Below are 21722 nucleotides of genomic sequence, written 5' to 3' on the forward strand. Positions count from 1 at the left end.
AGGACCGTTGTTACTTCATTCCTTTCGCGACTGTCCTGACTATCTCTTCGACGCCCCAGTCGAACTGCCACTCGAGCAGTGCCGAGACGGCGATGTAGACCACGGCCCCGGCCGGAATGAGCACGACCAGTTCCACGATCGGTGGGACGTCGACGAGCGTCCGGGCGTACCAGAGCGTACCGAACATGGTCAGTGCTGCGATGAAGGGGTAGAGATACTCCTTGTATAGCCGTATCGACCTCATTTCGGTAAGTCTGGCCGTGATGTAGATGTCGATCGGCAACATCGGGAAGATGTAGATGCCAGTGACGACGAGTGCCGTCCCGTTGATTCCCCAGCGAGCCGTTGCTGGGAGGATGAAAATCGCCATGAGCGATATACGGATCAAACCGGCGTACACCATGAAATCTGGTCGGTCGAGCGTCTTCCAGACCGAGCCGACGTGGCGCGTGATCCCGTGCATCAACCCGTACATCGCGAGTATCTGCAGTGTCGTGATCATCGGTGTCCACTCGTCGCCGAGTACGACCGGGACGAAACTGGGTGCGACGAGTACAACACCGAATGCCATCGGAAACACGACGAAGGACAACATCCGTGTTGTCTGTACGAGCGCTGACTGTAGTTCTTCCATATTATCCTGTAGCTGGGAGTACGCCGGGAACGTAATCTCCGCAACTACGCCTGAGACCTCTCGTGGCGGCAGGTCGGCCAATCGGTATGCGTACTGATAGAAACCGAGCGCTGTCGCGGAGAGGAACCAGCCCACGAAGGCGTCGTCACCTTCACTGGACAGGAACTGGACGATGTTTGCCCCTGTAATCCACTTCCCGTAGTTGATGAGTTCCTTTGCTGCATCGATCTTCAGGGCTGGCCACGGACGGTAACCGTGGAGGACGTACGAGAGTCCCGTCTGAACTGCGGGTCTGGCGACGGAGGCAGCGACGAGTGCCCAGACAGTCGGAGAGATTAGCGCGTAGCCGACGCCGACGATCAACTGTGTAACTCCCCCGCTGGATTTGTAAATAAACTCCTTGTGGTATTCGAGATCTTTCCGAAAGTAGACGATCCCGGGATTTTGGATCCCTTTGAGAACGGGCCCGAGCGCCAGCACCCTGATAATCGATGTTGCCTCGGGTTCCGAGAAGAACTGCGCGATATACGGTGCCGCGAGAAACAGGATCCCAAATATCAACAACGCGCGCCCGGCCTCCAGCGACCAGGTAGTATCGAGATACTCGTCGACGTTCTTCTCCTTCTGTCGTATCAGTGCGGCGTTCAGCCCGATTTTCGTAAACCGCCGCATCGCACTGACAGTCAGTAGTGCGATCCCGACGAGGCCGAACGCCTCCGGTGGGAGTAGTCTGGCTAGAATAATGAGCATCAAAACTTGTGTAAAGCGCAGTGATATATTCATGACGCTGACCCAGACACCACTTTTCACACTTCGCTGGAGAACCGATCCAGAGGGGGTAAGCCAGTTAAGAAGCCGGCGAAGTAAGTCCTTCATCGATCACTCACCTCATTTATAAACCGCAAAGGATTGGCAAGCGGCATAGATGTCATGTGGATACAAAATTGGATGCGTTACCTTGTTATACTGTTTCTACTGCTACTTTTCGGCTGCAAAGCCGGAGCAGACACAACAAAAAGAACGGTTCGACTGGCCAGTTGCACGGCAAACCTCGCGGTCGCAGTTCGATCGGGTTTGAACTCTGCTAACCCCGCTTTCTTGGCGGTATATGATTTATACTCAAGGCCGGAGCCTGCAAACAATGGATTGTCGTCACTCGATTGAACGAAACAACCTCCAATACAATGGCTGAAAAAGATACGCTAACGGCCGTGCTGTTGTCCGGCAGTGTCTACTCCGGCAATCCGATGATGAACCTGTTGATAGACGGTCTGGAACGCACGGGGGCGGACGTCCAATGCCCGGAAAATAAACTGGTGTTTCCGGCGACGCAAGCAGCCCTGCGGAACCCCGATGCGGATGTACTGCAGATTGACTGGCCCTATCCACACTACCACATCGATGACTCAAAATACGAGACAGTGAACAAAATTGTGACCATCGCACGCGCGTTTACATTCCTCCTGGATTTACTGATCGTTTCACTGCTGTCGATCAGCCTCGTCCGGGCCGTCCACAACAAACGCCACCACGATAAGCTCTATCCACGGCTCGAACGGATCGTCAACGAGTGGAGCTTCTACCTCGCCGATGCGATCACGGTCAAATGCACCTCTGCAGTCGATATCATCGACTCCCACTACACTGCAGCGAATCCGGACAAGATGCACGTGGTCCCCGATGGGAACTACATCGAAGTCTACGACAACGACGTTTCGCAAACGGAGGCCCGTGCGGAACTCTCTATTCCGGACGACGAGTTCGTGTTTCTCTTTTTTGGGCTGATCCGAGAGTACAAAGGCGTCCAGGACCTCCTCCGGACATTTCCTGATTTCGACCGTCCGGATGTCCACCTCTGGATCGTTGGAAATCCCAACACGGATCATCTGGAAACGGAGATCCGGGAACTCGCTGCCCAGGAGAACGTCGAGGCGGTTCTCGAATACGTCCCCGACGAACGCATTCAGTATTACATGAACGCAGCAGATGCACTCGTGCTTCCGTACCGTGAGATCCTGAACTCTGGCTCGGTCTACGCAGGACTCAGCTTCGGTCTTCCAATCGTTGCGCCTGCGATCGGTTGTCTCCCGGAAACGATTCCACAGGAAAACGAGTTCTTGTACAACCCAGATCAGGACGGCGCACTTCTGCAGGAACTTGAGTCCGCGTACGATCATCCGGATCTCGAACGGATCGGTCGCGCGAACTACGAGTGCGCACTCGACCAGAGCTGGGACAGTGTTGCACAGAATCTCACCGAGGTGTACCGGTCGACACTCGACGGACATGACGCGACCGATAGGGTACGTGTGGTGCCCGAGACATAGGAGACGACGAGCTAACTCCTTTCACCCCCAGTCCCCCACTGTATGCCACACCACCAGTGATAGTGTTTGTTGCGGTAATTTTTGTGACCACGTCACAGATATCGGTGTTTCACGCCGTGTGACCGATATCTTGTTGCACTGTAGCGGTAAAGACTCGCAACAAACACTATGAGTATTCTGGGTTCTGGCTGATCTGACGACTCGGTTCTCGGTGCTCCAACCATGGCAGGCAAGTGTATCCGTTCCGTTCAGTGATCGAGCCCAGACGGATGCCAGCCGCCGGTACAGTAGGTTGTTTATACCTTTCATACGGACGGCCACAGTTTCATGAAATGACGTACAACGTTGCGATAATCGGGACAGGACCCGATCCGGAGGAACGGGATAGAGATGGATACGCGATGGCGTACCGTCACGCTCCCGGCTACACCAGACTCGACAACTGCGATCTGATGGCCTGTACAGATATCGTCGAGGAGAACGTCGAGGCGTTTGCCGACCACTTCGGCCTCCGCCACGTCTACACGGACCACCAGAAGATGCTGGAGGAGTGTGATATCGATATCGTCAGCATCTGTGTCCCGCCCCAGGCCCACGCAGAGATCGTCACCGACTGTGCGACGCTCGGCGACCTCGAAGCGATCCACTGTGAGAAGCCGATGGCGACGACGTGGGCCGACTGCAAGGAGATGGTCGACGTCTGTGAGCAACAGGACGTCCAGTTGACCATCGACCACCAGCGACGACTCGCGAAACCGGCTCAAGAGGCAAAGCGTATGATCGACGAGGGAAAAATCGGCGACCTCCGTCGGGTCGAGTGGTCGGAACTGAACCTGTTCGACGCCGGTTCGCATCTGTTCGACCTCTGTGATTTCATGACCGACGGCGCGACCCCGGAGTGGGTGCTGGCTGGGATCGACACCGACCCCGACAACGAGTGGTTCGGTGCGCTGAACGAGGTCCAGGCGATCGCCCAGTGGGGGTACAGAGACGGGACACAGGGGGTTGCCTCCACTGGGGAAGGCGACCGACCGACGTTCGTGGACGCGTATCTGCGACTCGTCGGCGAGGACGGTGAGATCGAGATTCAGCCCGACGCTGGACCGCCGCTCCGTGTCCGCACTGACGGGGACTGGAAGGCAGTCGACACCGACAACGAAACGATCTTTCGACCCCGGCTGGGTCTCACCGAGACAGCGGTGAACAAAGTCACCTCGACGATCCCACTGGTCGGCAAACAGTTCGAGGATCCACCGAACCACTACGAACGCGCCATCGAGCACGTTGTCACCTCACTCGAAGAGGGGACAGAGCCGGTCTTCACTGGCTCGACCGTTCTCCGTGGCACCGAGTTGGTATTCGCCTGCTGGGAGTCTGCCCGGCGTCGCGAGCGTATCGAACTCCCACTGGATGTCGACGGCAACCCGCTTGAAGCCATCATCGAAGAACAGGAGAGCTCGTCAGCGCCCCCGAAGACCGAAACCGCCGAGTCCACCCAGTCGCCAGTCCGCATGCTACTGGAAACGCTCAACCAGAGCAGGCAGTAGTCGCTCAAAACACAGACGGCTGGGGCGGTCAGTTATCCGGAGCTTTCCCTAACTTCCGAGTAGGCTCCACACCATTCATCCGATTCATGAACGATATCCCCGCGCTGAGCTTCGTTTCGGTATCCTGTGGGACCTCGTCCTCGTAGACGAGCCACTCGACCCCGGCCTCGGTTGCAGCCTCGATCGCCCCTTCGAAATCGACTGCGCCCGCCCCGGTCTTGGCGTTTTTGTACGTTACCAACCGCCCGTACGGTTCGGTGTCGCGGAGGTGTACCATCGGGAGTCTGTCCGGGACGAGTGAGATCGCTTCGACGGGATCGAGCTGGCCGGCTGTTACCTCTGCGACGTCGATCTCGAACTGGAGGTTCGTCGCGTCGGTACCGTCGACGAGTGCCTGGAATCCCGTCCGGGCTCCTGTGGCCCCGTCTCTCCGGAGTCGGGTCAGTTCTCGCGAGAGATACGTCGTGATCCCGTCCGGAACCGGTGTCACTCCGATTGCGGTCTCCATCGCGTTTGGAATCAGCGGCCAGAACTCGTGGCGTGATGTGTGATGCACCAGTCGCATATCGTGGGATGCCAGCTTCCGTGCGACATCGACATACTGTTCGATCAGTGCCTCGACGGAGGCTTTGCTCCTGAACGACGCTGTCGACGTGTGGGGATTGACAAGCCGGTTGATGCCGACGGTTTCACACTTCTCTAATAGCTCGTTTTCCCCCCGTATCGCTGCCTCGATCACGGGAAGACTGGCGTGGCAGGCGACTGGTTCGACGTCTGCATCGTCGAGCGCGTCGGCGACGACGGCGGCGTTCGTCTGCCGGAACCGACCGGCGAATTCGACCCCTTCGTACCCGGCCCTGCCGGCCTGCCGGACGAGGTCCGGGACGGACACCGACGACTCGTTCAGACTGTACAACTGTATCGCTGGCCGAGGATGGGAGTTCATACAAACCGATGTGGTATCTTGTTAATTGTTATGGTCTTTGTATGAATGATAGAATACTGATAGTAACTGACTGTTCGTTCAATTTATCGAGCTGTTTGTAGCCCGCCTGTCGAGCCTCTGTTTGATATCGAAGGCGATGTAACCGACGAGTACTGCGAACACGACGACCTCGATCCCGGGTTCCGGGAGCTTCCCGGCAAACCCCGGATTTCTGGCCGGGCTCGGCCCCATGATCGGCCAGAACATGTTGGGATAGTAATAGTAGTCGGTCCCCTGGGTGAAGACCGGGTAGAAATCGCCGGCTATATGTGAGAGATACGCCCAGGCGAACACGACACCGTGTGGCAGTCGTTGCTTCCGGTAGGCGACGAGCAGGATACAGAGGATGATCACGCTCGCAATTACCAGGGAGTGTGCGAGCATCCGTCCGCTCGGAATGATCCCGAACGTCCAGGCGAGTGGCTTGTCGACCAGGTCCGGGAAGAGACTGGCAAACAGCGCGACGAGCAGAACTGACCCACTCGTGAGCCGGTGGTACCGGATCAGGCTGTAACAGACGACTGGGACGAGGGCGACGAAGACGTGATTGGTAATTTCCATTGACTGGGGTGGGGGGACGGTCTGACGACGGTACTGTCGTGGCTCTCTGGGAGAACAACAGGTTTGTAGCATAGATATATCCGGCGACATTATCCGTGTGGGCCGGGTCAGCGTGCCGTCCCGTCTGCAGGTGCCGTTCACTCTCGTCCTCGTCATTGATGAATAATCTATACTTACTGCGATCTGACTGCTGCTATTTTGAAAAACTAGCCGACTGTGCGGTACTATATAATTTATTACCAAAAAATATTCTTATAAAAAATACGTATAGTAATACATTCGTGAATAATTAAGGATAAGTTATATATCTCCATAGGGATATCAACTAGCCGCATGGCACGCAAGCTGGATCGCAGCGGTAACCGAGAGCGACTGCATTCTGACAACGGTGAGCCACCGCCCGAGCGACCTCGGTCGGGACTCACACGCCGATCGTACATCGAACTCGGGGCGACGACGGTCGCCGCGCTTTCTGTCACAGCAGCCGCGAACGGTTCGATCAGACGACACGGTATCGAGTTCGACCGCATCAAGGATGCGGTCGACGACCTCGGCGTCGACCCGACGGGCGGGGCGGCTGTCGACGAACAGATCGCACGGGCCGGCGACGGCACGCTGGTGCAGTTTCCGGATGGGGAGTATCGGCTCGACCCCGGAGCACTTTCGTTCGAGGGCGGGACTCGCGGGTTCGAGGCTGTCGGCGAGCAGGTCTCCTTTCACACGTCGGGAACTGGGCAGGGGTTTCTCATCGACGGGCAGGGGATGGACGCAGCCTACGTCGACGGGATCGATCTCGATCAGCGCCAGTCGGTGACGGGACTCCGGCTCTCCGGGGACCGCGTCGTCGTCCAGAACGTCGACGTGTCCGGTCGTCCCTCCGGGGGTGGCGGACTCCCACTGCTGGCTCACGCCACGCTGTCTACTGGTGGCCGTTCGCGGATCCGGAACCTCACTGCGTCAGCCGGCGGCGGCCACCGACCGCTTGGCCGGCCGGGGATCTTCGTCGAAGACGACCACGTGGGGACGCTCACAGTCCAGAACTGTGACCTGCGGCGGTTTCCCGAGGGCGCGGTCCACGCAGCCCGCCATTCGGGTCGTGTCCACGTTCAGGACTCCTATTTCGAGAACAATGCGCTGTCGATCAGACTCTCCGGGAGCGGGAGCTCGATCGAGAACTGTTCGGTCGTCGTCGAGGAGTTCCCCCGTGTCGACCCCGGTACTGACACCGAGCCATACCGCTTTCACGGTGTCTCCGTGGCAACCGCTGGCAGTGAGGGCTCGACGGCTACCTCCCAACCCGTACGGATCAGCGACAGCCGATTCCGGATCGAACAGGTCCCTGCCTCCGTTCCGGCGATCGTTATCCCGTCGGCCGGCTCGGCGCTGGAGGTTGTCGAGTCCCGTATCGAATACAACAATACGGGCAGGTCGGTCGTTCTCGGGCGTCGTCCAGGTCCCGATCCGGCCGGTGTTCGCCCGCTCCGGATGCAGCAGACGACGATCGCCGGTGACGGTTCGGTCGATTCGGTCGTCGAACTCGCAAACGCCGACGGGAGCGAACTCGAATCCTCGCGCATACTGATCGACCAGGGCGACGGTGATGGGATCCGACTCCGCGACTCGGCGGACTGCCGCGTTGGGTCGACCGATATTACTGTCCCCGGTCGGGCAGCCGTCTTCACCGACGCGACCGTCGAGACTCTGGCTCTCTCCGGCGGTCCCGACAGCAACTCCGCGGCTGGTGATCGCTCACCGGGTACTGACACGCTCGTTATCGACGGCGCGGCGGTGGAGACGACCTACGAGTTCACTGTCGACGGTCGAATCGATCCGGAGGCCGACTCGTGCGGATACCCTGCATCAGGGGCGAATTCGGAGAGTGTCGTCGGCTACGGAACCGATCGATACACTGTCGAGGGCGAGATTACCGATCTCTGTCTCGATGGTGCGGGCACGGTCTACCTGAACGGTCGGCAGGTCGACCCGGCGACGTTCGATTCCGGCTACCCCCACGAACTCGTCTTCGATCCCGGCACTGGGCCGAGGGGGTACGAATTTGCTGTCACAGAGCTGTCCCCCTGGGGGCGGCCAGCAACCGGCAACCAGCTCGCAGTCCCCGGCAGGACGGCTGTCGATAGCTACCGATTCGACGGCACTGTCGACTCTCTCTCGGTGCAGGGAACAGCAACAGTTACGTTCGGTCGGTCTGATCGACACTGACACTGGTGGCCGTCGACTGCTTACCGATCTGTACTGTCCGAGGGCCCACGTGGCCCGTTCGACTGTGTCACACTCAGTACCACGAGCAAAATTGCGAGAACTGTGACAGTCACGTACAGTACCGTTGCGCCGAACTGTGCGAGTGCGAGAATGAAAAGTGCCACGACAGAGACTGCCGTGAGTCCGATGGCTGCCATCCGGCCCGGTCGATCCTGGGCCACGGCGACAATCAGTGAACCGAGGAGTGACAGTCCGTGGACGACAGGGTTCTGGGTACTTGCGTCCTCGACGTCGTAGTCGATCCGTGTCGGCACCTCGACGATTTCGTGTCCATCCCGGGCGGCCTGGAAGATAATATCCAGACTCGCACCCATCCCATTCCCGATATCGGGTGCTGTCGCCATCGACTCGATCGCATCACGATCGTAGGCTCTGAAACCACACTGTGTATCAGAAACCGAGGGATAGGAGTAGCCCAGCCGGAGGCCGACGTTTGTGAGTGTGTTGATTACCCCGAGTCCGAACCGTCTGTATCGGGGGATCTCGCTTTTCGAACCCCCGCTGAACCGACTGCCGGTGACGATCTCGACACCCGTCTCCTGTTGGGTCCTGATGAGATCCGGAATATCCGTCACGTCGTGCTGGCCGTCGGCATCGATGATGACGAGATGGGCCGCGTTACAGTGGCTGGCGTACTCGAATATCGTCCCGAGTGTGGCCCCGTACCCCTGATTTTCATCGTGACTGAGTACCATCGCACCGGCAGTGCGTGCCTGCTGGCGCGTTTCGTCGACACTCCCGTCGTCGACGACGAGCACCTCGTCTGCGTGTGGCATGGCGGCCTCGATCACCTCCCTGATCGTCCCTGCTTCGTTGTACGCAGGGATGCCGACGAGGACAGTGGGGGACTGAGCGGCGTCCGGGTACACACTGGCCGCGTCGTCGACTTCTTGCGGTTCGGTGTCACCAGCCCGTGATTTCACCGCGGCGGACTGCCCGGAATCTATTCTTGAATCTGGCACGACCAAATCAAGGGAGTTACAGAATATTGTTAATCGGAGTGTACTTCTTACAGGGTGCCATGTGTGTCCCCGTAGTCAGTTAATACCGCAAGAAAAAACCGCGTTAGACTCGCTGCAGTGTAAACCCGGCCGACCGCCATTCGTCTGTATCGAGGAGTGCCTTGGTATCGATGACGACGGTGTCCGCCATTCGCTCGCGCAACTCTTCCGGATCGAGCTGTTCGTACTCGTCGTGATCCGTCGCGATCACGATGGCGTCGGCCCCGTCAGTCGCCGATTCGAGGTCGGTCAGATCGAGTGTTGGATCCGTGACGTGTGGGTCCTGGAGCGACACATCCCGACAGACACCGGTCCCGCCGTCTGCCGCGAGCGGGGGCTGTTCCTGGCTGCCGAGCGCCCTGGCGAGTCGCAGCCCCGGACTCATACGTGTATCGGAGACGTTCCCCTTGTACGCGACGCCGAGGACCGCGATCTTCGCCTCTTCGAACTCCGCGAGTTCCGCCTGGAGGAGTTCCACCACGAACTCGGCCATCCCGTCGTTGACGTGCCGGGCTGTCGAGATCAGATCGAGTTCGTCCGAGGCGGCCCCGAGAAACCAGGGATCGATCGGCAGACAGTGGCCGCCGACACCCGGCCCCGGCTGGAGAATATCGACACGTGGGTGTTCGTTTGCCAGTTCGATGGTCTCACGCGAGTCAATCCCGTAGTCGTGAGCGAGCCGTGCGATCTCGTTCGCCAGGGCGATATTCGTGTCACGCGAGGTGTTCTGGATGAGTTTGACGAACTCCGCGACGGTCGGATCACAGGTTTTCCGGATCCGTCCGTTGACAAACGAGTCGTACAGCCGGACCGCAGATTCGGCCGAGACGGCGTTGACACCGCCGACGATCCTGTTGTTCTCCCGCAGTTCCGTGATGATGTTGCCCGGCAACACCGTCTCCGGGGAGTGTGCGAGTGCGAAATCCTCACCCGCCACGAGACCGGACTCCTCCAGCAGCGGCTGGAGTTCCTCGACTGTCGTTCCCGGCGGCACTGTCGATTCCAGGATGACTGTATCGCCTTCCCGGAGCACGGGAGCAACTGCACGGCCGACCTGTTTTATATAGCTGAGATCTGCCGTCTTTTCGGTCTCGTCGAACGGCGTGGGAACGCAGATAATCTGGTACTTTGCGGGAACGACCTCGTCGGAAATTTCGAGTTTGTCGGATTCGAGTGCTTGCGTGAGAAATGCCCGCAGCCCCGGCTCGTCGAACGGTGTCTCGGCATCTCTGAGTTCGGCCCGAACCGTCTCGTTGGCGTCGTATCCGAACACGTCGTGGCCGTAGTTCGCCAGCATCGCCGCGGTCGGCAGCCCCACGTAGCCCAGCCCGTGGACACAGACAGAACTCATGGCTGAAGCACCTCGAGCTGTGGCTGGACTGACTGCAAGATCCGCTCGCCGGCGTCGCCGTCGCCGAAGGGGTTCTCCCAGTCGCTATCTCTCTCGATCATCTGGTCGACGCTCGCGATGATCGTCGCGGGGTCGTGATCGGCGAGTACGTTCGCCCCGACGGATACCGTCTCCGGCCGCTCCGTACTGTCACGCAGTGTCACACAGGGCGTCCCGAGAATACAGGCCTCCTCCTGGACGCCGCCCGAGTCGGTCATAACGAGCGTCGCCGCGTCTTCCAGCCGGATGAAATCGAGATACTCCTGCGGTTCGACGACCCGGATCGGCTCCGGGACGTCGAGCCCGAACTCTTCGAGGCGCTTTTCGGCGCGCGGGTGGATCGGATAGATCACGTCGACACCGTGTTTGTCTGCCGCTCGACTGGCACCGAAAAGCAGTGCTTCGAACAGCTCCGGATCGTCGACGTTCTCCTGGCGGTGCAGCGTCATCAGGAAAAACTCCCGGTCATCGACCCCCAGCTCGTCGAGGACGGTGCTGGTTTCGGCCGCAAGCTCCCGGTTCCGGTAGAGTGCGTCGACGACGGTGTTTCCGGTGACCTCGATCCGGGAGTCGGGAATCCCCTCCGCGAGGAGGTTCTCCCTGCTCTGGCGGGTCGGTGCAAACAGTGTATCTGCGGCGTGGTCGGCGAGCACTCTGTTTATCTCTTCTGGCATCTTGCGGTCGTTGCTCCGGAGTCCCGCCTCGACGTGGCCGAGGTCGACGTCGAGCTTGCTGGCGGCGATCGCGCCGGCGAGGACGCTGTTCGTATCGCCCTGGACGAGCACCGTTTCCGGGGACACCTCCTCTAACACCTCCTCGATACCGATCAGCATCTCGCCGGTTTGCTGGCCGTGGGAGGCCGAGCCAACCTCGAGGTTGTAATCCGGATCCGGAAGCCCCAGCTGGTCGAAAAAGACCGAATCCAGCGAATCCGAGTAGTGCTGGCCTGTATGGATCAGCGTACACGGTATCTTGTTTTCCTCGCACGCACGTATGACCGGAGCGAGCTTGATGATCTCCGGGCGGGTCCCGAGGATGACGGCGATTCCGTCACTCATCGGGTTGCACCTCGCTGTCCATCTGGCCGGGGCAAAACGCAACCGGCGGGCAAATACTCCTGGTATTACAGTCTTCTCGGGGACGGATTACTACATTCATAGTTGATTGTTCCTGCGACCGAACCGCGTCACAGCCACACTCCGGCGTTGTGCTTCTAACTACCCGCAAAATCGGCATTGTTATTCGGAGCTTGACCAGACCGGAACCGACGCGATCAACCGGTAGACAGTGGCTGATTGCAGCTGCCGATCGAGATCGCTCGTACTGCCGGCTGGAAGGAACTGAGGCGTCTCTGTCGAGGGACAGCATCTCGCTGTCTGGAGTTATGCTGGCCGTATCAGTCGAAATCGACGTATCTGTCCTCCCAGCGGCGACGCTCCCGAACCGCCCTGTCTCCTTTTTCGGAGATGCTATAGAAGTTCGTTCGTCTGTCGAGCATCCCCTTTTCGAGATACTCTTTCTCGACGAGTGTATCCAGGTTTGGATACAGCCGTCCGTGGGTTATCTCCTCCAGTTCTCCCTCTAGCTCGTCTTTGATCTCCTGGCCCGATGGCTGGTCGCTCCCCATCGCCACGTACAGAATATCGCGCTGGAAACTCGTCAGATCGAACAGTGGTACGCTCATTGGATGAGTGCTCGCATTGCAGGAACTTTGTTAGTGAATTATGAATATCATAAATCCCTACCTATTTTCATCACTAAAGCGACGAACAAAGTGTTATTGTCACACAGACTGAATGTCGTACATATGGTTCCAGACCCCGACCCATCGAAAGGTGACGAGTACCACCACCCTGACGGGACAGTCGAGATCGTCTTCGAAATCGAGGGCGACCGGCTGTTGACGGTCAGAGAGTACGACCGTTCCGACTTTGCCGAGGCCGTCAGCGAGGCAGTCTATCAAGGGATCAACGAGGACGTCGCAGGATTACCACCCGCAGAGGTGTACAGCCCGAATCAGGGCGAGGGCGACACTGACGATACTGCTCCAGCGCCGGACGGCTCCGAGTGAACGGGGGCTAACACTGTTTCTGTAATCGGGGCGTTCTATCCCCGGTTCCTATTGCCTACGACACTTTTATGTTGTTTGCCAGTTTATATATAAACGGATCCGGGTCGGCAACCCAGCTTGTGTGCCAGCAACTGCGTGCCGTTCTCCTGGATTCGTTTTTCAGTTCCGGAGCCACGGTGTCGCGTGGTAAGAAACACATAACGATACGAGCCACCCCGCCCATACTACCTGATGCGGAACAAACGAATTCTCGTTACCGGAGGTACAGGTTTTATCGGGTCGAACGTCGCCAATCATCTCGCGGAACACAACGACGTGATCGCTGTCGACGACTGTTCGCTGGGCACGCCGGAGAATCTTTCCCCGGACGTCGACTTCCGGAACAGATCGGTCGCCGAAGACGATCTCCCGACAGATGTCGATGTCGTCTTTCATTTCGCTGCCCTCTCCTCGTACGCGATGCACGAGGAGGATCCGACCGAGGGCGTGCGTGTAAACGTCGAAGGCTTCGTCAACACCGTCGAACAGGCCCGGCAGGACGGCTGTGAAACGGTCGTCTACGCATCGACCTCGTCGATCTACGGGAGCCGAACCGAACCCTCGCCAGAGGAGATGGCAGTCACAGCAAACACTGGGTACGAGGCGTCGAAACTCGCCCGGGAACGGTACGCCGAATACTTCGCCAACCACTACGGAATGCAGCTGGCCGGGATGCGCTTTTTCAGTGTCTACCAGGGGTACAAGGGTGCCGAGGCACACAAGGGAACCTACGCCAACGTCATCGCACAGTTCGCCGACGATGTCGCGAACGGTGACCGCCCGGTCCTCTACGGTGACGGAACACAGACACGGGATTTCACACACGTCGACGACGTCGTCCGCGGCGTGACGCTCGCTGCCGAACACGAGCTTCAGGGCATCTACAACCTCGGCACTGGCGAGAGCTACAGCTTCAACGAACTCGTCGAGCTACTGAACGACGAACTCGGGACAGAGATCGAGCCGGAGTACGTCGAAAACCCGATCCCGAACGATGTCTACGTTCACGATACCTGTGCCGACAACAGAAAACTCCGGGAGGCGACCTCGTGGGAACCCGAGATCGATCTCCGCGAGGGGATCCGCCGCGTCTGCAAACAGTATCAAGAGTAGTTCGGTTGTCCGACTCGACGGGTTTTTCCGACCGAGCTATCTTGATACAGCGAGAGAATCTCGCCGTTCACGGCGGGCGTGAATCGCGTAAGATTGGTGCCGCAAACCCCCGGATTTATTCTCGGTGGGTTCGTACAGTACAACAATAACTCGGGAAAAGTGGGTGTGGGTTGGCGTTCACCCGATATCAAAAACGCGAGCCTGCCCGAGTCAGACTCCGCTGCAAGGCGCAGTCAGGCGGATGGCACCGCCCGCACGGGCCAAGCAGATACCCAAGCATCTCACTCCCTCACGGGACTGACGGCTTGCGTGCAAACCGGAGTACCCGCGAGGGGAATGTTGCCACCGTTGGTGTCGGAACGCCCGACCCCGAGCGCGTGGAAACCTCGGCGTTTACGCCGAGGAGGATGTCATTCTCTCTCAGAAACGTGGTTTCGACGCGATTAGCTCCGCATGGAGCCGCCATCGATTGGCAGCGAGACGCCGTTGACGTAGCTTGCCCGCCCGCTTGAGAGAAAGGCGACTACGTCACCGAGTTCCCGGGGTTCGCCGATCCGACCCAGCGGAACGCCTGCCCCTTTGTCCTCGTATCCTGCCTGGTAGTCGTCGTACTCGCCCCGGTCGACGCCATCCTCGATGAGTTCCTCGATCCGTGCTGTCTCGTGTGCCCCCGGCAACACGGCGTTGGTCCGGATCTCCGGCGCGAACTCCCGCGAGACAGTTTTGACGAGACCGATAACTGCTCGTCGGACGGCGTTCGAGAGCAACAGGTCGTCGATCACCTCGCGGACGCTGCGGGAGGTGATCGCCACGATGGTTCCCGCGTCGGACTGTTCGAGATGTGGCCGTGTCTCCCGAAGTGTCCACACTGCGCTCATCACGAGCAGATCGTAGGCCTGGTACCAGTCGCGGTCCGCCATATCCTCGAAGGTGCCACTCGGCGGCCCGCCCGCGCTGGTGACGACGTGATCGAGACCGCCGAACTCGTCGACAGTCTCCTCGACGAACGCGCTGATGTGATCCGGATCGGTGATATCCGCCTGGACGGCAACGACGCCGCCGTCGCCTGCCGCCTGGAGCTGTTCGCGTGCCGCTTCGATGTTCGATTCTGTCCGGCCACAGATCGCGACGTTCGCGCCCTCGCGGGCGAAGCTGGTCGCACTCGCGAGTCCGAGGCCGCTGCTCGCTGCTGTACAGAGGGCCGTGTTGCCGTCGAGTTCGAGATCCATACGGATGCTTGGGCCGACTGACCCATAGAAGTAGGTGCTGTCCGTCAGAGCTGTTCACAGCCGTCGAGCGAGAGCAGTCGCTCGGTACCAGCGCTGTCGAATCGGAGCGGTCGCCGCCACCACGGACCGCGGCCGGAGTCCCCGGAGAGATCGGTCACGACAGGATTTGCGTCGGTACCACCCTCGGGTGTACTGAGGGGCCGAGCGCGGTCGTAGAGCCGCGAGTCGTCGGGATCGCCGGCCAGCAATACCCGTGCATCCATCGGATCACGTTTACAGTGGGCGTTGTTCGCGAACCGGTCGTCGGAGGGTACTGTCCCGGCCTCCGGGACGACAGGATCGGTGGCGAGACGGAAGTGGCCGACGAGGAAGGCACCCCACTCGGGCGGGAGCCAGTCGGCGGGTTCGGTGACTGTCAGCGTCGCGTAGAAGAAGACGTACTCGCCGGCCGAGAGATCGGAGAGTGGGCCAGCCTTGACGCCGTGTTCGTCGCCGTAGCTGTACCGTTCACAGTGGGGATACTCCGGGAATTCGGGGTCGAGATGGACCGGTGTCTCTGCGATATCGTCGGGGATCGAAGTCTTTAGATGCGCCGCGAGGTCGCCGTAGGTGGGGACAGTCTCGGCTGTCGGTCTGGATTCTGGAATGGGGATGTACTCGAAGCGGCCGTCGGCGTCGACCGGGCCGCGAAAACCGGGTTCGTTCGTGTTCGCACCGATGTTGATCGCGATGGCCTGCATCGCTACAGCCGGTTCCCGCAGGACTTGCAGAACGTGAAGGCCGGATCGAGTCGGTTCGGTGTCCCACACTCCTCACACACAATCATATCCTCGTCGCTCGTCTGCGGGCGCTCGACTGACGTACTCGTGCCCTCGAACTGCGGGGTCGTACTCTCCGTCGAGGGGTCGCTGGTTGTCGATTCGCCGATGAAATAGCGGTAGAGAAGCAACTGCAGCAGGGCAAAGCCGACGAGATACACACCGAGCCAGGCCCAGAGTTCCATACGTGTATGTTGGGGATCATCATACTTGGACCTTCGGCTAGATGTGTTGGCTGTTGGTGGTGGTGTTGCGTTCAGAGAGAATGCTCTATTCTTTGGTGGGTCGGCTGTCTACAGTCCAGTTCAAAGATACGTCTCCGAGCCAAGGTCCCCGCGAACAGAGATCTCTGACTACTCCGGCGGAGACAGATCACGCTGGAACTCGTCGAACGTCTCGGCGTCGTCGGGGATCTCGTACTCGATTTGCCGTTCGTCCCGTCGGTCGACACCCGCCTCGTCGATCGGCTCGGCCACGGACTCCCATCCCGGCTTGACTGAAACCGATTTCGCGGGTGACCCGGCAGCGACGTGGTGGGCCGGAATATCCGTCTGGGCGACGGATTTCGCCGCCAGGATCGCGTTCTCGCCGACACGTACCCCGGCCCGGACCATCGAGTCGTAGGTCAGCCGAACGTCGTCCTCGATGATCGTGTGGTAGTTTTCGACCTCCGTCTGGTCGACCACGTCGTGGTCGTGGCTGTAGACGTGGGTATCGTCCGAGATAGATACCCTGTCGCCGATCGTCAGTTTCCCGCGGTCGTCGAGGTGGACGTTGTCGTGGACGACGACGTTGTCACCGAGCCTGATGTTGTGGCCGTAGGTCATCGAGATCCCCTTGAAAAATCGGCAGTTCTCGCCACATTCCTCGAAGAGATGATCGGCGAGCATCCGCCGGAAATGGAGCGCGAACTCGACGTTGTCCGCCATCGGGGTGGCGTCGAACTGGCGCCAGAGCCACTGGATGTGTTTCGACCGCTGGAAGTCGTCGCTCTGAGTCTCGACCTCGGCGTAATACTCGCTTTCGATCGTCGTGTTGCAGGGATCGTACCCCTGCAGGCGGACCTGCTGTGCCGGGGAGATCTCCTCGCCGGCCTGCCAGCGCTCGTAGGCCTCCCGGTCGCCGTGGAGATCTACGAGCACGTCCTCGACGACCGCACAGGTGTCCTCCTCGCTCGCGAGTCGTTCGTCGACCGATTCGATGAACTCCCGCATCCCGTCGGCCGCTGCCGAAGGCAACGACACCTGGCGTTTGGTCATATCTGTGTACTTATTCGGGATCGATAAGCCGTTTTGGTTACGCCGATGTTACTGCTCTTCCGGTTCCGAGACAGCTTCAGGCTGGCTGTTCGTGCGCCGCGTGTCAGCAACGACTGCCAGGGCGAACCCAACGGCGAACGCGAGCAGTGTCGGCCCTGCGATCCAGAGGAGATCCGGGTGTTCCATTCCAACGTGTGCGACTGTGTCGAACATGTCCACCACGTTCGCTCGCTGGGATATGAATACAACGTTTCCTGGCAGCTATCCGTGTCGGCCAAATCGATACACAGCGCTGTCGCTCACTGGTGAAAATAAAACGGAAAATGTGACGAAATCAGGTAACCGAGTTAGAGGCGGGTAAGGTTCGTCGCCCGCGGCCCTTTCGGTGCGTCCTCGATTTCGAATTCTACGTCCTGTCCCTCTTCGAGATCCGGGCCGCCGACGTCTTCCATGTGGAAGAACACGTCTTCGTCCGCATCGTCAGTCTCGATGAAACCGTAACCGCCTGTGTCGTTGAAGAAATCAACCGTTCCTTCTGCCATTGCGACTGAAGGGAGGAGGAGCCTACGTATAATCCTTGCGAAGAGAAGCGCTGTCGTTTGTTGACGATTGTAGAGTATAGTGATATAGATTACAATGTTTGCCCACATATTATACCTAAAGGACCATAATTGGGTGCTACTATACGGGTGGAACTGTACTACATCAGTAATGTCGAACAGTTCTGTAACGCACGTGAAGAAAGCATGCGCCTACATTACGAGAAACGAATCGGAGTTACTGGTGTTCGAAGGGCCGGGTCACGACGGGCTCCAGATTCCGAAAGGGACAGTCGAGCCGGGTGAAACCCCACGCGAGGCCGTCTGTCGGGAAGTCGTCGAGGAAAGCGGCCTCGCGACGTTCAGCCGACCGCGTCATCTCGTCACGGATGTCTGGACCCGCCGCGAGTCGCCGCCGAAACGCTACGTCCGGAGTTTCTATCACGCCCCGGTCCACGAGACGCGGGATTCGTGGACCCATACTGTCACGGGCACGGGTGAGGAACGCGGCGCGGAGTTCGACTTTTTCTGGATCGATCTTCCGACGGAGGGCTCGTTTGCGCTGGATCTGGACGACTATCTCCACGCGATACGGGAGGTGACCGAGCGGCGGTCTGCAGTCGGTATCGGTGCCGACTGAGTAGATCGCAGTGGTGTGATTTACCGTTCAGCCACCTTCCGACAGTAATCCATCGCAGCGAGCGCCCCAGTCTCACCGGTCCCTTCGAGGTCGACATCCCGCTGTGTTGCGACCCAAGTGCCATCATCTCGCTGAGTGAGTTCGAGCAATGTCCGGCCTCGCTCGGTGGTATGCTCTTCGACGATCTCTCGTCTGGCTTCTGTCGACATACGCACAGCAAGGGCTGGAAGGAGTATGAATCTAGGAAGGCAGCTTCCGGGTTTCCGGGTACTGTGGATTTGATAGAGCAGACATCAAGCATACGCCGAGCGATAGCGAGGCGTTTCACCGGGCGCGATTGTGAACTACGCCCGAGAACCTGCGCTTCGCGCAGAACCTCGGTCTACTTCAAATCCCGCCGTGGCGTTTTCACTGCTCACGTTCGTTCGCAGGAAAACGGGCCGGGCGCGATTTGAACACGCGACCGACGGATTAAGAGTCCGTCGCTCTGCCAGACTGAGCTACCGGCCCAACCAGTTTCTCCTTACCAGAGACTGCTAAAATAGGTTTCCTTTCGGACAAGCAGTGAGATCCCTTGTCCTACTGCAACAGATCGAGCGGATCTCGCTGCAAGAAGTAGCCAGTTGTGCCGGCAACCACCGCAGTACCGACGACCGTCCCGACGAGTGTGGGAATCTCTTTTCCGAACCCAACGTTACTGAGCGACGGTGCGAACATCGTGACGAAAAACGCCAGGATGAGACCGATCGAAAGGGTACCGGCAGCCGAGGCAATGGCCCCCGCCTTCGGAGCAGCTCTCGTTCCAGTTCTGTAATAGTGGTACGCAAGAAGCGCCCCGAAAATCGGAGCCAACGTCGTGAACGTCTGAAGCGACGTGGCAGATGCGATAAACATCCCGTTATTGGTGAGACTCGTCAGAGTGAAACTCACAACTGAATCGTCGTTTGCGACGACGTGTTTGAACGATTCGGTCAAAAACAGCCCAATTCCAAAGATCGCATAGACGACCACCCCGAGTTTGGCGAACTCGATTTCTGTCGAGTACTTCTCGGTCAGCTCCTGGCCGCCCTGCGGTTGCCCCATCTGTGGCTGACCGCCCTGTGACTGCTCACCCGCTGGTTGGCCGCCCTGTGGCTGCCCACCCTGAGGCTGACCGCCCTGTGGCTGCCCTCCCTGCGGGTGGCCACCATCCGGTTGCCCACCCTGTCTGCCTTGCGTGTTGTCAGTCGCCGAATTGTCTGTCATCAACCCGTACGTATCAGACACTACAGTAAAATATTGTTATTTTATCTGCTTAGAGAGTATTAATAATAGAATAGTTTTAGTTACATACATCTCCCGGAGGACAGGGCCAGGACAGGAACCCGGCTATTATATGCCGTCCCGACACAAAGCCGTCTATACTGATGAGCACGGGAATCACGATGACGTCCATGTCCACGTATGCGATTCTAGGCTGTGGGAGCGTCGGCCACGCCGTCGCGAAGGATCTCGTCGACGAAGACAAGGATGTTCTCATCATCGATCGGGACGAAGGGCGCGTCGAGGCGTTACGCGACCAGGATCTGGACGCACGGCAGTCCGATATCCGGGATTACGAGGTCGCGGAGGCTGTAGCAGACCGTGACGTGATCTTGATTCTCTCCTCGGATGTCGAGGCGAACACGGCCGCGGTCGAGAATATCCGCGACTACGGCGACGACCAGTTCATCATCGCACGTGCGTCGGACCCTGTATCGAGTGATGCGCTCTCAGAGGCCGGTGCAGATGTCGTCATCAATCCCTCGGCTGTCATCGCAGATTCAGCACTGCGAGCGCTGGAGACGGGCGAACTCGAATACAAGACACAGAAACTCTCGGAGGTAATCGAGGGCACAGAGAAAGGACTCGCGATACGGATCCACCGGAGCCCCGATCCGGACTCGATCGCGAGCGCGACAGCACTCAAGGCGATCGCCGAGAGCCGCGGAATCGATGCGGATATCATCTACGAGGGGGAGATCGGTCGCCAGGAGAACCGTGCGTTCGTCAATCTGCTCGGGATCGAACTCGTTTCCGCGGGGGAGGTGGATATGGCCGACTACGACACTATTGCGGTCGTCGACCACGCCAAAGGGGGCGAACCAACTGACGACGAAAATGTCGATATCATTGTCGACCACTACGAGCAGGACCACAACCACGACGTCGCATTCAGCGATATTCGACCGAACGTCTCCTCGACGTCGACGATCATGACGAAATACATCCAGGAGCTCGACCTGACGATCGAACAGGAGGTCGCGACGGCGCTTCTGTACGGTATCCGGGCCGAGACACTGGATTTCAAGCGGGATACGACGCCGGCGGATCTCACTGCAGCAGCCTACCTCTATCCCTTCGCGGATCACGACACCCTCGAACAGGTCGAGTCGCCGTCGATGTCCGCCGAGACACTGGACGTTCTCGCCGAAGCGATCCGCAATCGGGAGGTCGAGGGTTCACACCTCGTCTCGAACGCGGGCTTTGTCTACGACCGGGATGCGCTCTCGCAAGCGGCACAGCACCTCCTCAACCTGGAGGGGATCACGACCACGGCCGTCTTCGCAATCGCAGACGACGTGATCTATCTGGCCGCTCGCTCGAAGGATATCCGGATGGATATCGGCCGGATTCTCGAAGACGCTTTCGAGGAAATCGGCGAGAGCAAGGGCCACTCGACGGAGGCCAGCGTCGAGATCCCGCTGGGTATCTTTACGGGGATCGAAGTGAGCGAGGACAACAGGGAGACGTTGCTCGAACTGACAGAAGAGGCAGTCAAAAAGAAACTGTTCGAGTCGATGGGTGTCGAGAGTTCCGACAGTTCGAACGGCTCCTAGGCGGGCGCCTCTTCGTCGTCTGTGTCTTTCGAGCGCTGGATGCGTTCGGCGATATCGTTGACGATGACGACGTCACCGACAGACTGGACCCAGCGGTACGGGACGATGACGCCCCGGGCAGTCGTCGCCTCCTCGGCGAACAGCTCTCGGTTGAGTTCGTGCAGTGCCAGGCCGGTGAGATGCTCGGATTCCAGATCGAGGCGCAGATCTTCGATCTCACCGAGGAAGACACCGGTTTTCGTGTACACTTCGCGTCCGACGAGGGTCGTAATCTCTTGGGGCTGAGCGTCGCGGTCCATACGCGTTTCTGGTGGGGTGGTGACTTAAATTCTTGGCGACAGGTCGACCAAGATGGTTGGGTGGCACAGAGCTGTTGGTACAAACAGCAAACAAAACCCTACGGACAACAAACGAAAGAACACTGTTTTGAC

23 protein-coding genes and 1 tRNA gene are annotated in these 21722 nt (G+C 59.0%); 7 read left to right on the forward strand and 17 right to left on the reverse strand.

Going from position 1 to position 21722, the window contains the following annotated elements:
* Positions 1-10 precede the first annotated feature (10 nt).
* Complete coding sequence (locus EOW68_RS08725; protein WP_128224776.1) at positions 11-1510, reverse strand: lipopolysaccharide biosynthesis protein; 1500 nt, start codon at positions 1508-1510, stop codon at positions 11-13.
* A gap of 308 nt (positions 1511-1818) precedes the next feature.
* On the opposite strand from EOW68_RS08725, the gene EOW68_RS08730 reads away from it, so the two are divergent.
* Positions 1819-2961, forward strand: coding sequence for a glycosyltransferase family 4 protein (locus tag EOW68_RS08730; RefSeq protein ID WP_128224777.1), 1143 nt, complete (start codon positions 1819-1821; stop codon positions 2959-2961).
* A gap of 332 nt (positions 2962-3293) precedes the next feature.
* Positions 3294-4508, forward strand: coding sequence for a Gfo/Idh/MocA family protein (locus EOW68_RS08735; protein WP_128224778.1), 1215 nt, complete (start codon positions 3294-3296; stop codon positions 4506-4508).
* Positions 4509-4536: 28 nt separating this feature from the next.
* Here EOW68_RS08735 and EOW68_RS08740 read toward each other — a convergent pair whose 3' ends face one another.
* The gene (locus EOW68_RS08740; RefSeq protein WP_431358829.1) at positions 4537-5400 is read right to left on the reverse strand and encodes a sugar phosphate isomerase/epimerase family protein; all 864 of its coding nucleotides are present in this window, start codon (positions 5398-5400) and stop codon (positions 4537-4539) included.
* 132 nt (positions 5401-5532) lie between these two features.
* Positions 5533-6054 carry a metal-dependent hydrolase gene (locus EOW68_RS08745; protein ID WP_431358830.1) on the reverse strand — a complete coding sequence of 174 codons (522 nt, stop codon included), beginning with the start codon at positions 6052-6054 and terminating at the stop codon, positions 5533-5535.
* A gap of 333 nt (positions 6055-6387) precedes the next feature.
* Here EOW68_RS08745 and EOW68_RS08750 point away from each other — a divergent pair, with 333 nt between their 5' ends.
* Complete coding sequence (locus tag EOW68_RS08750; RefSeq protein WP_128224781.1) at positions 6388-8274, forward strand: hypothetical protein; 1887 nt, start codon at positions 6388-6390, stop codon at positions 8272-8274.
* 20 nt (positions 8275-8294) lie between these two features.
* On the opposite strand, the gene EOW68_RS08755 is transcribed toward EOW68_RS08750, so the two are convergent.
* The 4 genes from EOW68_RS08755 to EOW68_RS08770 form a co-directional block, all read right to left on the reverse strand.
* Positions 8295-9257, reverse strand: coding sequence for a glycosyltransferase family 2 protein (locus EOW68_RS08755; protein WP_431358831.1), 963 nt, complete (start codon positions 9255-9257; stop codon positions 8295-8297).
* A gap of 142 nt (positions 9258-9399) precedes the next feature.
* Positions 9400-10686 carry a nucleotide sugar dehydrogenase gene (locus EOW68_RS08760; RefSeq protein ID WP_128224783.1) on the reverse strand — a complete coding sequence of 429 codons (1287 nt, stop codon included), beginning with the start codon at positions 10684-10686 and terminating at the stop codon, positions 9400-9402.
* Complete coding sequence (wecB, locus tag EOW68_RS08765; protein WP_128224784.1) at positions 10683-11783, reverse strand: non-hydrolyzing UDP-N-acetylglucosamine 2-epimerase; 1101 nt, start codon at positions 11781-11783, stop codon at positions 10683-10685. Before wecB ends, EOW68_RS08760 begins: the two co-directional genes overlap by 4 nt.
* Before the next feature lie 338 nt (positions 11784-12121).
* The gene (locus tag EOW68_RS08770; RefSeq protein WP_128224835.1) at positions 12122-12397 is read right to left on the reverse strand and encodes a PadR family transcriptional regulator; all 276 of its coding nucleotides are present in this window, start codon (positions 12395-12397) and stop codon (positions 12122-12124) included.
* A gap of 135 nt (positions 12398-12532) precedes the next feature.
* Here EOW68_RS08770 and EOW68_RS08775 point away from each other — a divergent pair, with 135 nt between their 5' ends.
* Complete coding sequence (locus tag EOW68_RS08775; protein WP_128224785.1) at positions 12533-12796, forward strand: hypothetical protein; 264 nt, start codon at positions 12533-12535, stop codon at positions 12794-12796.
* A 231-nt stretch (positions 12797-13027) separates the two neighbouring features.
* Positions 13028-13948 carry an NAD-dependent epimerase/dehydratase family protein gene (locus EOW68_RS08780; protein ID WP_128224786.1) on the forward strand — a complete coding sequence of 307 codons (921 nt, stop codon included), beginning with the start codon at positions 13028-13030 and terminating at the stop codon, positions 13946-13948.
* 443 nt (positions 13949-14391) lie between these two features.
* Here the strand turns inward: EOW68_RS08780 and EOW68_RS08785 are convergent, their stop codons facing one another.
* The 6 genes from EOW68_RS08785 to EOW68_RS08805 form a co-directional block, all read right to left on the reverse strand.
* Positions 14392-15177 (reverse strand): SDR family oxidoreductase, encoded by a 786-nt coding sequence (locus EOW68_RS08785; protein ID WP_128224787.1) that lies wholly within the window; start codon positions 15175-15177, stop codon positions 14392-14394.
* 44 nt (positions 15178-15221) lie between these two features.
* Positions 15222-15917: an Nmad3 family putative nucleotide modification protein gene (locus EOW68_RS08790; protein WP_128224788.1), complete on the reverse strand. Its 696-nt coding sequence runs from the start codon at positions 15915-15917 to the stop codon at positions 15222-15224.
* A gap of 2 nt (positions 15918-15919) precedes the next feature.
* Complete coding sequence (locus tag EOW68_RS08795; RefSeq protein WP_128224789.1) at positions 15920-16180, reverse strand: DUF7577 domain-containing protein; 261 nt, start codon at positions 16178-16180, stop codon at positions 15920-15922.
* Positions 16181-16348: 168 nt separating this feature from the next.
* Complete coding sequence (locus EOW68_RS08800; protein WP_128224790.1) at positions 16349-17254, reverse strand: acyltransferase; 906 nt, start codon at positions 17252-17254, stop codon at positions 16349-16351.
* Between the two features lie 48 nt (positions 17255-17302).
* Positions 17303-17467, reverse strand: a complete 165-nt coding sequence (locus tag EOW68_RS18635; RefSeq protein ID WP_431358832.1) for a hypothetical protein — start codon at positions 17465-17467, stop codon at positions 17303-17305.
* Positions 17468-17601: 134 nt separating this feature from the next.
* On the reverse strand, positions 17602-17796 hold the full coding sequence (locus EOW68_RS08805) for a cold-shock protein (protein WP_128224791.1): 195 nt from the start codon (positions 17794-17796) through the stop codon (positions 17602-17604).
* A 169-nt stretch (positions 17797-17965) separates the two neighbouring features.
* Here EOW68_RS08805 and EOW68_RS08810 point away from each other — a divergent pair, with 169 nt between their 5' ends.
* Positions 17966-18433 (forward strand): NUDIX hydrolase, encoded by a 468-nt coding sequence (locus tag EOW68_RS08810; RefSeq protein ID WP_128224792.1) that lies wholly within the window; start codon positions 17966-17968, stop codon positions 18431-18433.
* Positions 18434-18453: 20 nt separating this feature from the next.
* Here the strand turns inward: EOW68_RS08810 and EOW68_RS08815 are convergent, their stop codons facing one another.
* From EOW68_RS08815 to EOW68_RS08825, 3 genes are all read right to left on the reverse strand, one after another.
* On the reverse strand, positions 18454-18642 hold the full coding sequence (locus EOW68_RS08815) for a hypothetical protein (RefSeq protein WP_128224793.1): 189 nt from the start codon (positions 18640-18642) through the stop codon (positions 18454-18456).
* 227 nt (positions 18643-18869) lie between these two features.
* Positions 18870-18943: transfer RNA gene (locus tag EOW68_RS08820), tRNA-Lys, on the reverse strand.
* Positions 18944-19012: 69 nt separating this feature from the next.
* Positions 19013-19678, reverse strand: coding sequence for a hypothetical protein (locus tag EOW68_RS08825; protein WP_128224794.1), 666 nt, complete (start codon positions 19676-19678; stop codon positions 19013-19015).
* A gap of 161 nt (positions 19679-19839) precedes the next feature.
* On the opposite strand from EOW68_RS08825, the gene EOW68_RS08830 reads away from it, so the two are divergent.
* Positions 19840-21291 (forward strand): DHH family phosphoesterase, encoded by a 1452-nt coding sequence (locus tag EOW68_RS08830; protein WP_128224795.1) that lies wholly within the window; start codon positions 19840-19842, stop codon positions 21289-21291.
* Here the strand turns inward: EOW68_RS08830 and EOW68_RS08835 are convergent.
* Positions 21288-21590, reverse strand: coding sequence for a PRC-barrel domain-containing protein (locus EOW68_RS08835; RefSeq protein ID WP_128224796.1), 303 nt, complete (start codon positions 21588-21590; stop codon positions 21288-21290). The genes EOW68_RS08830 and EOW68_RS08835 overlap by 4 nt on opposite strands.
* Positions 21591-21722: the final 132 nt, after the last annotated feature.

The organism is Halovenus amylolytica (assembly GCA_004015825.1).
Classification (GTDB): domain Archaea; phylum Halobacteriota; class Halobacteria; order Halobacteriales; family Haloarculaceae; genus Halovenus; species Halovenus amylolytica.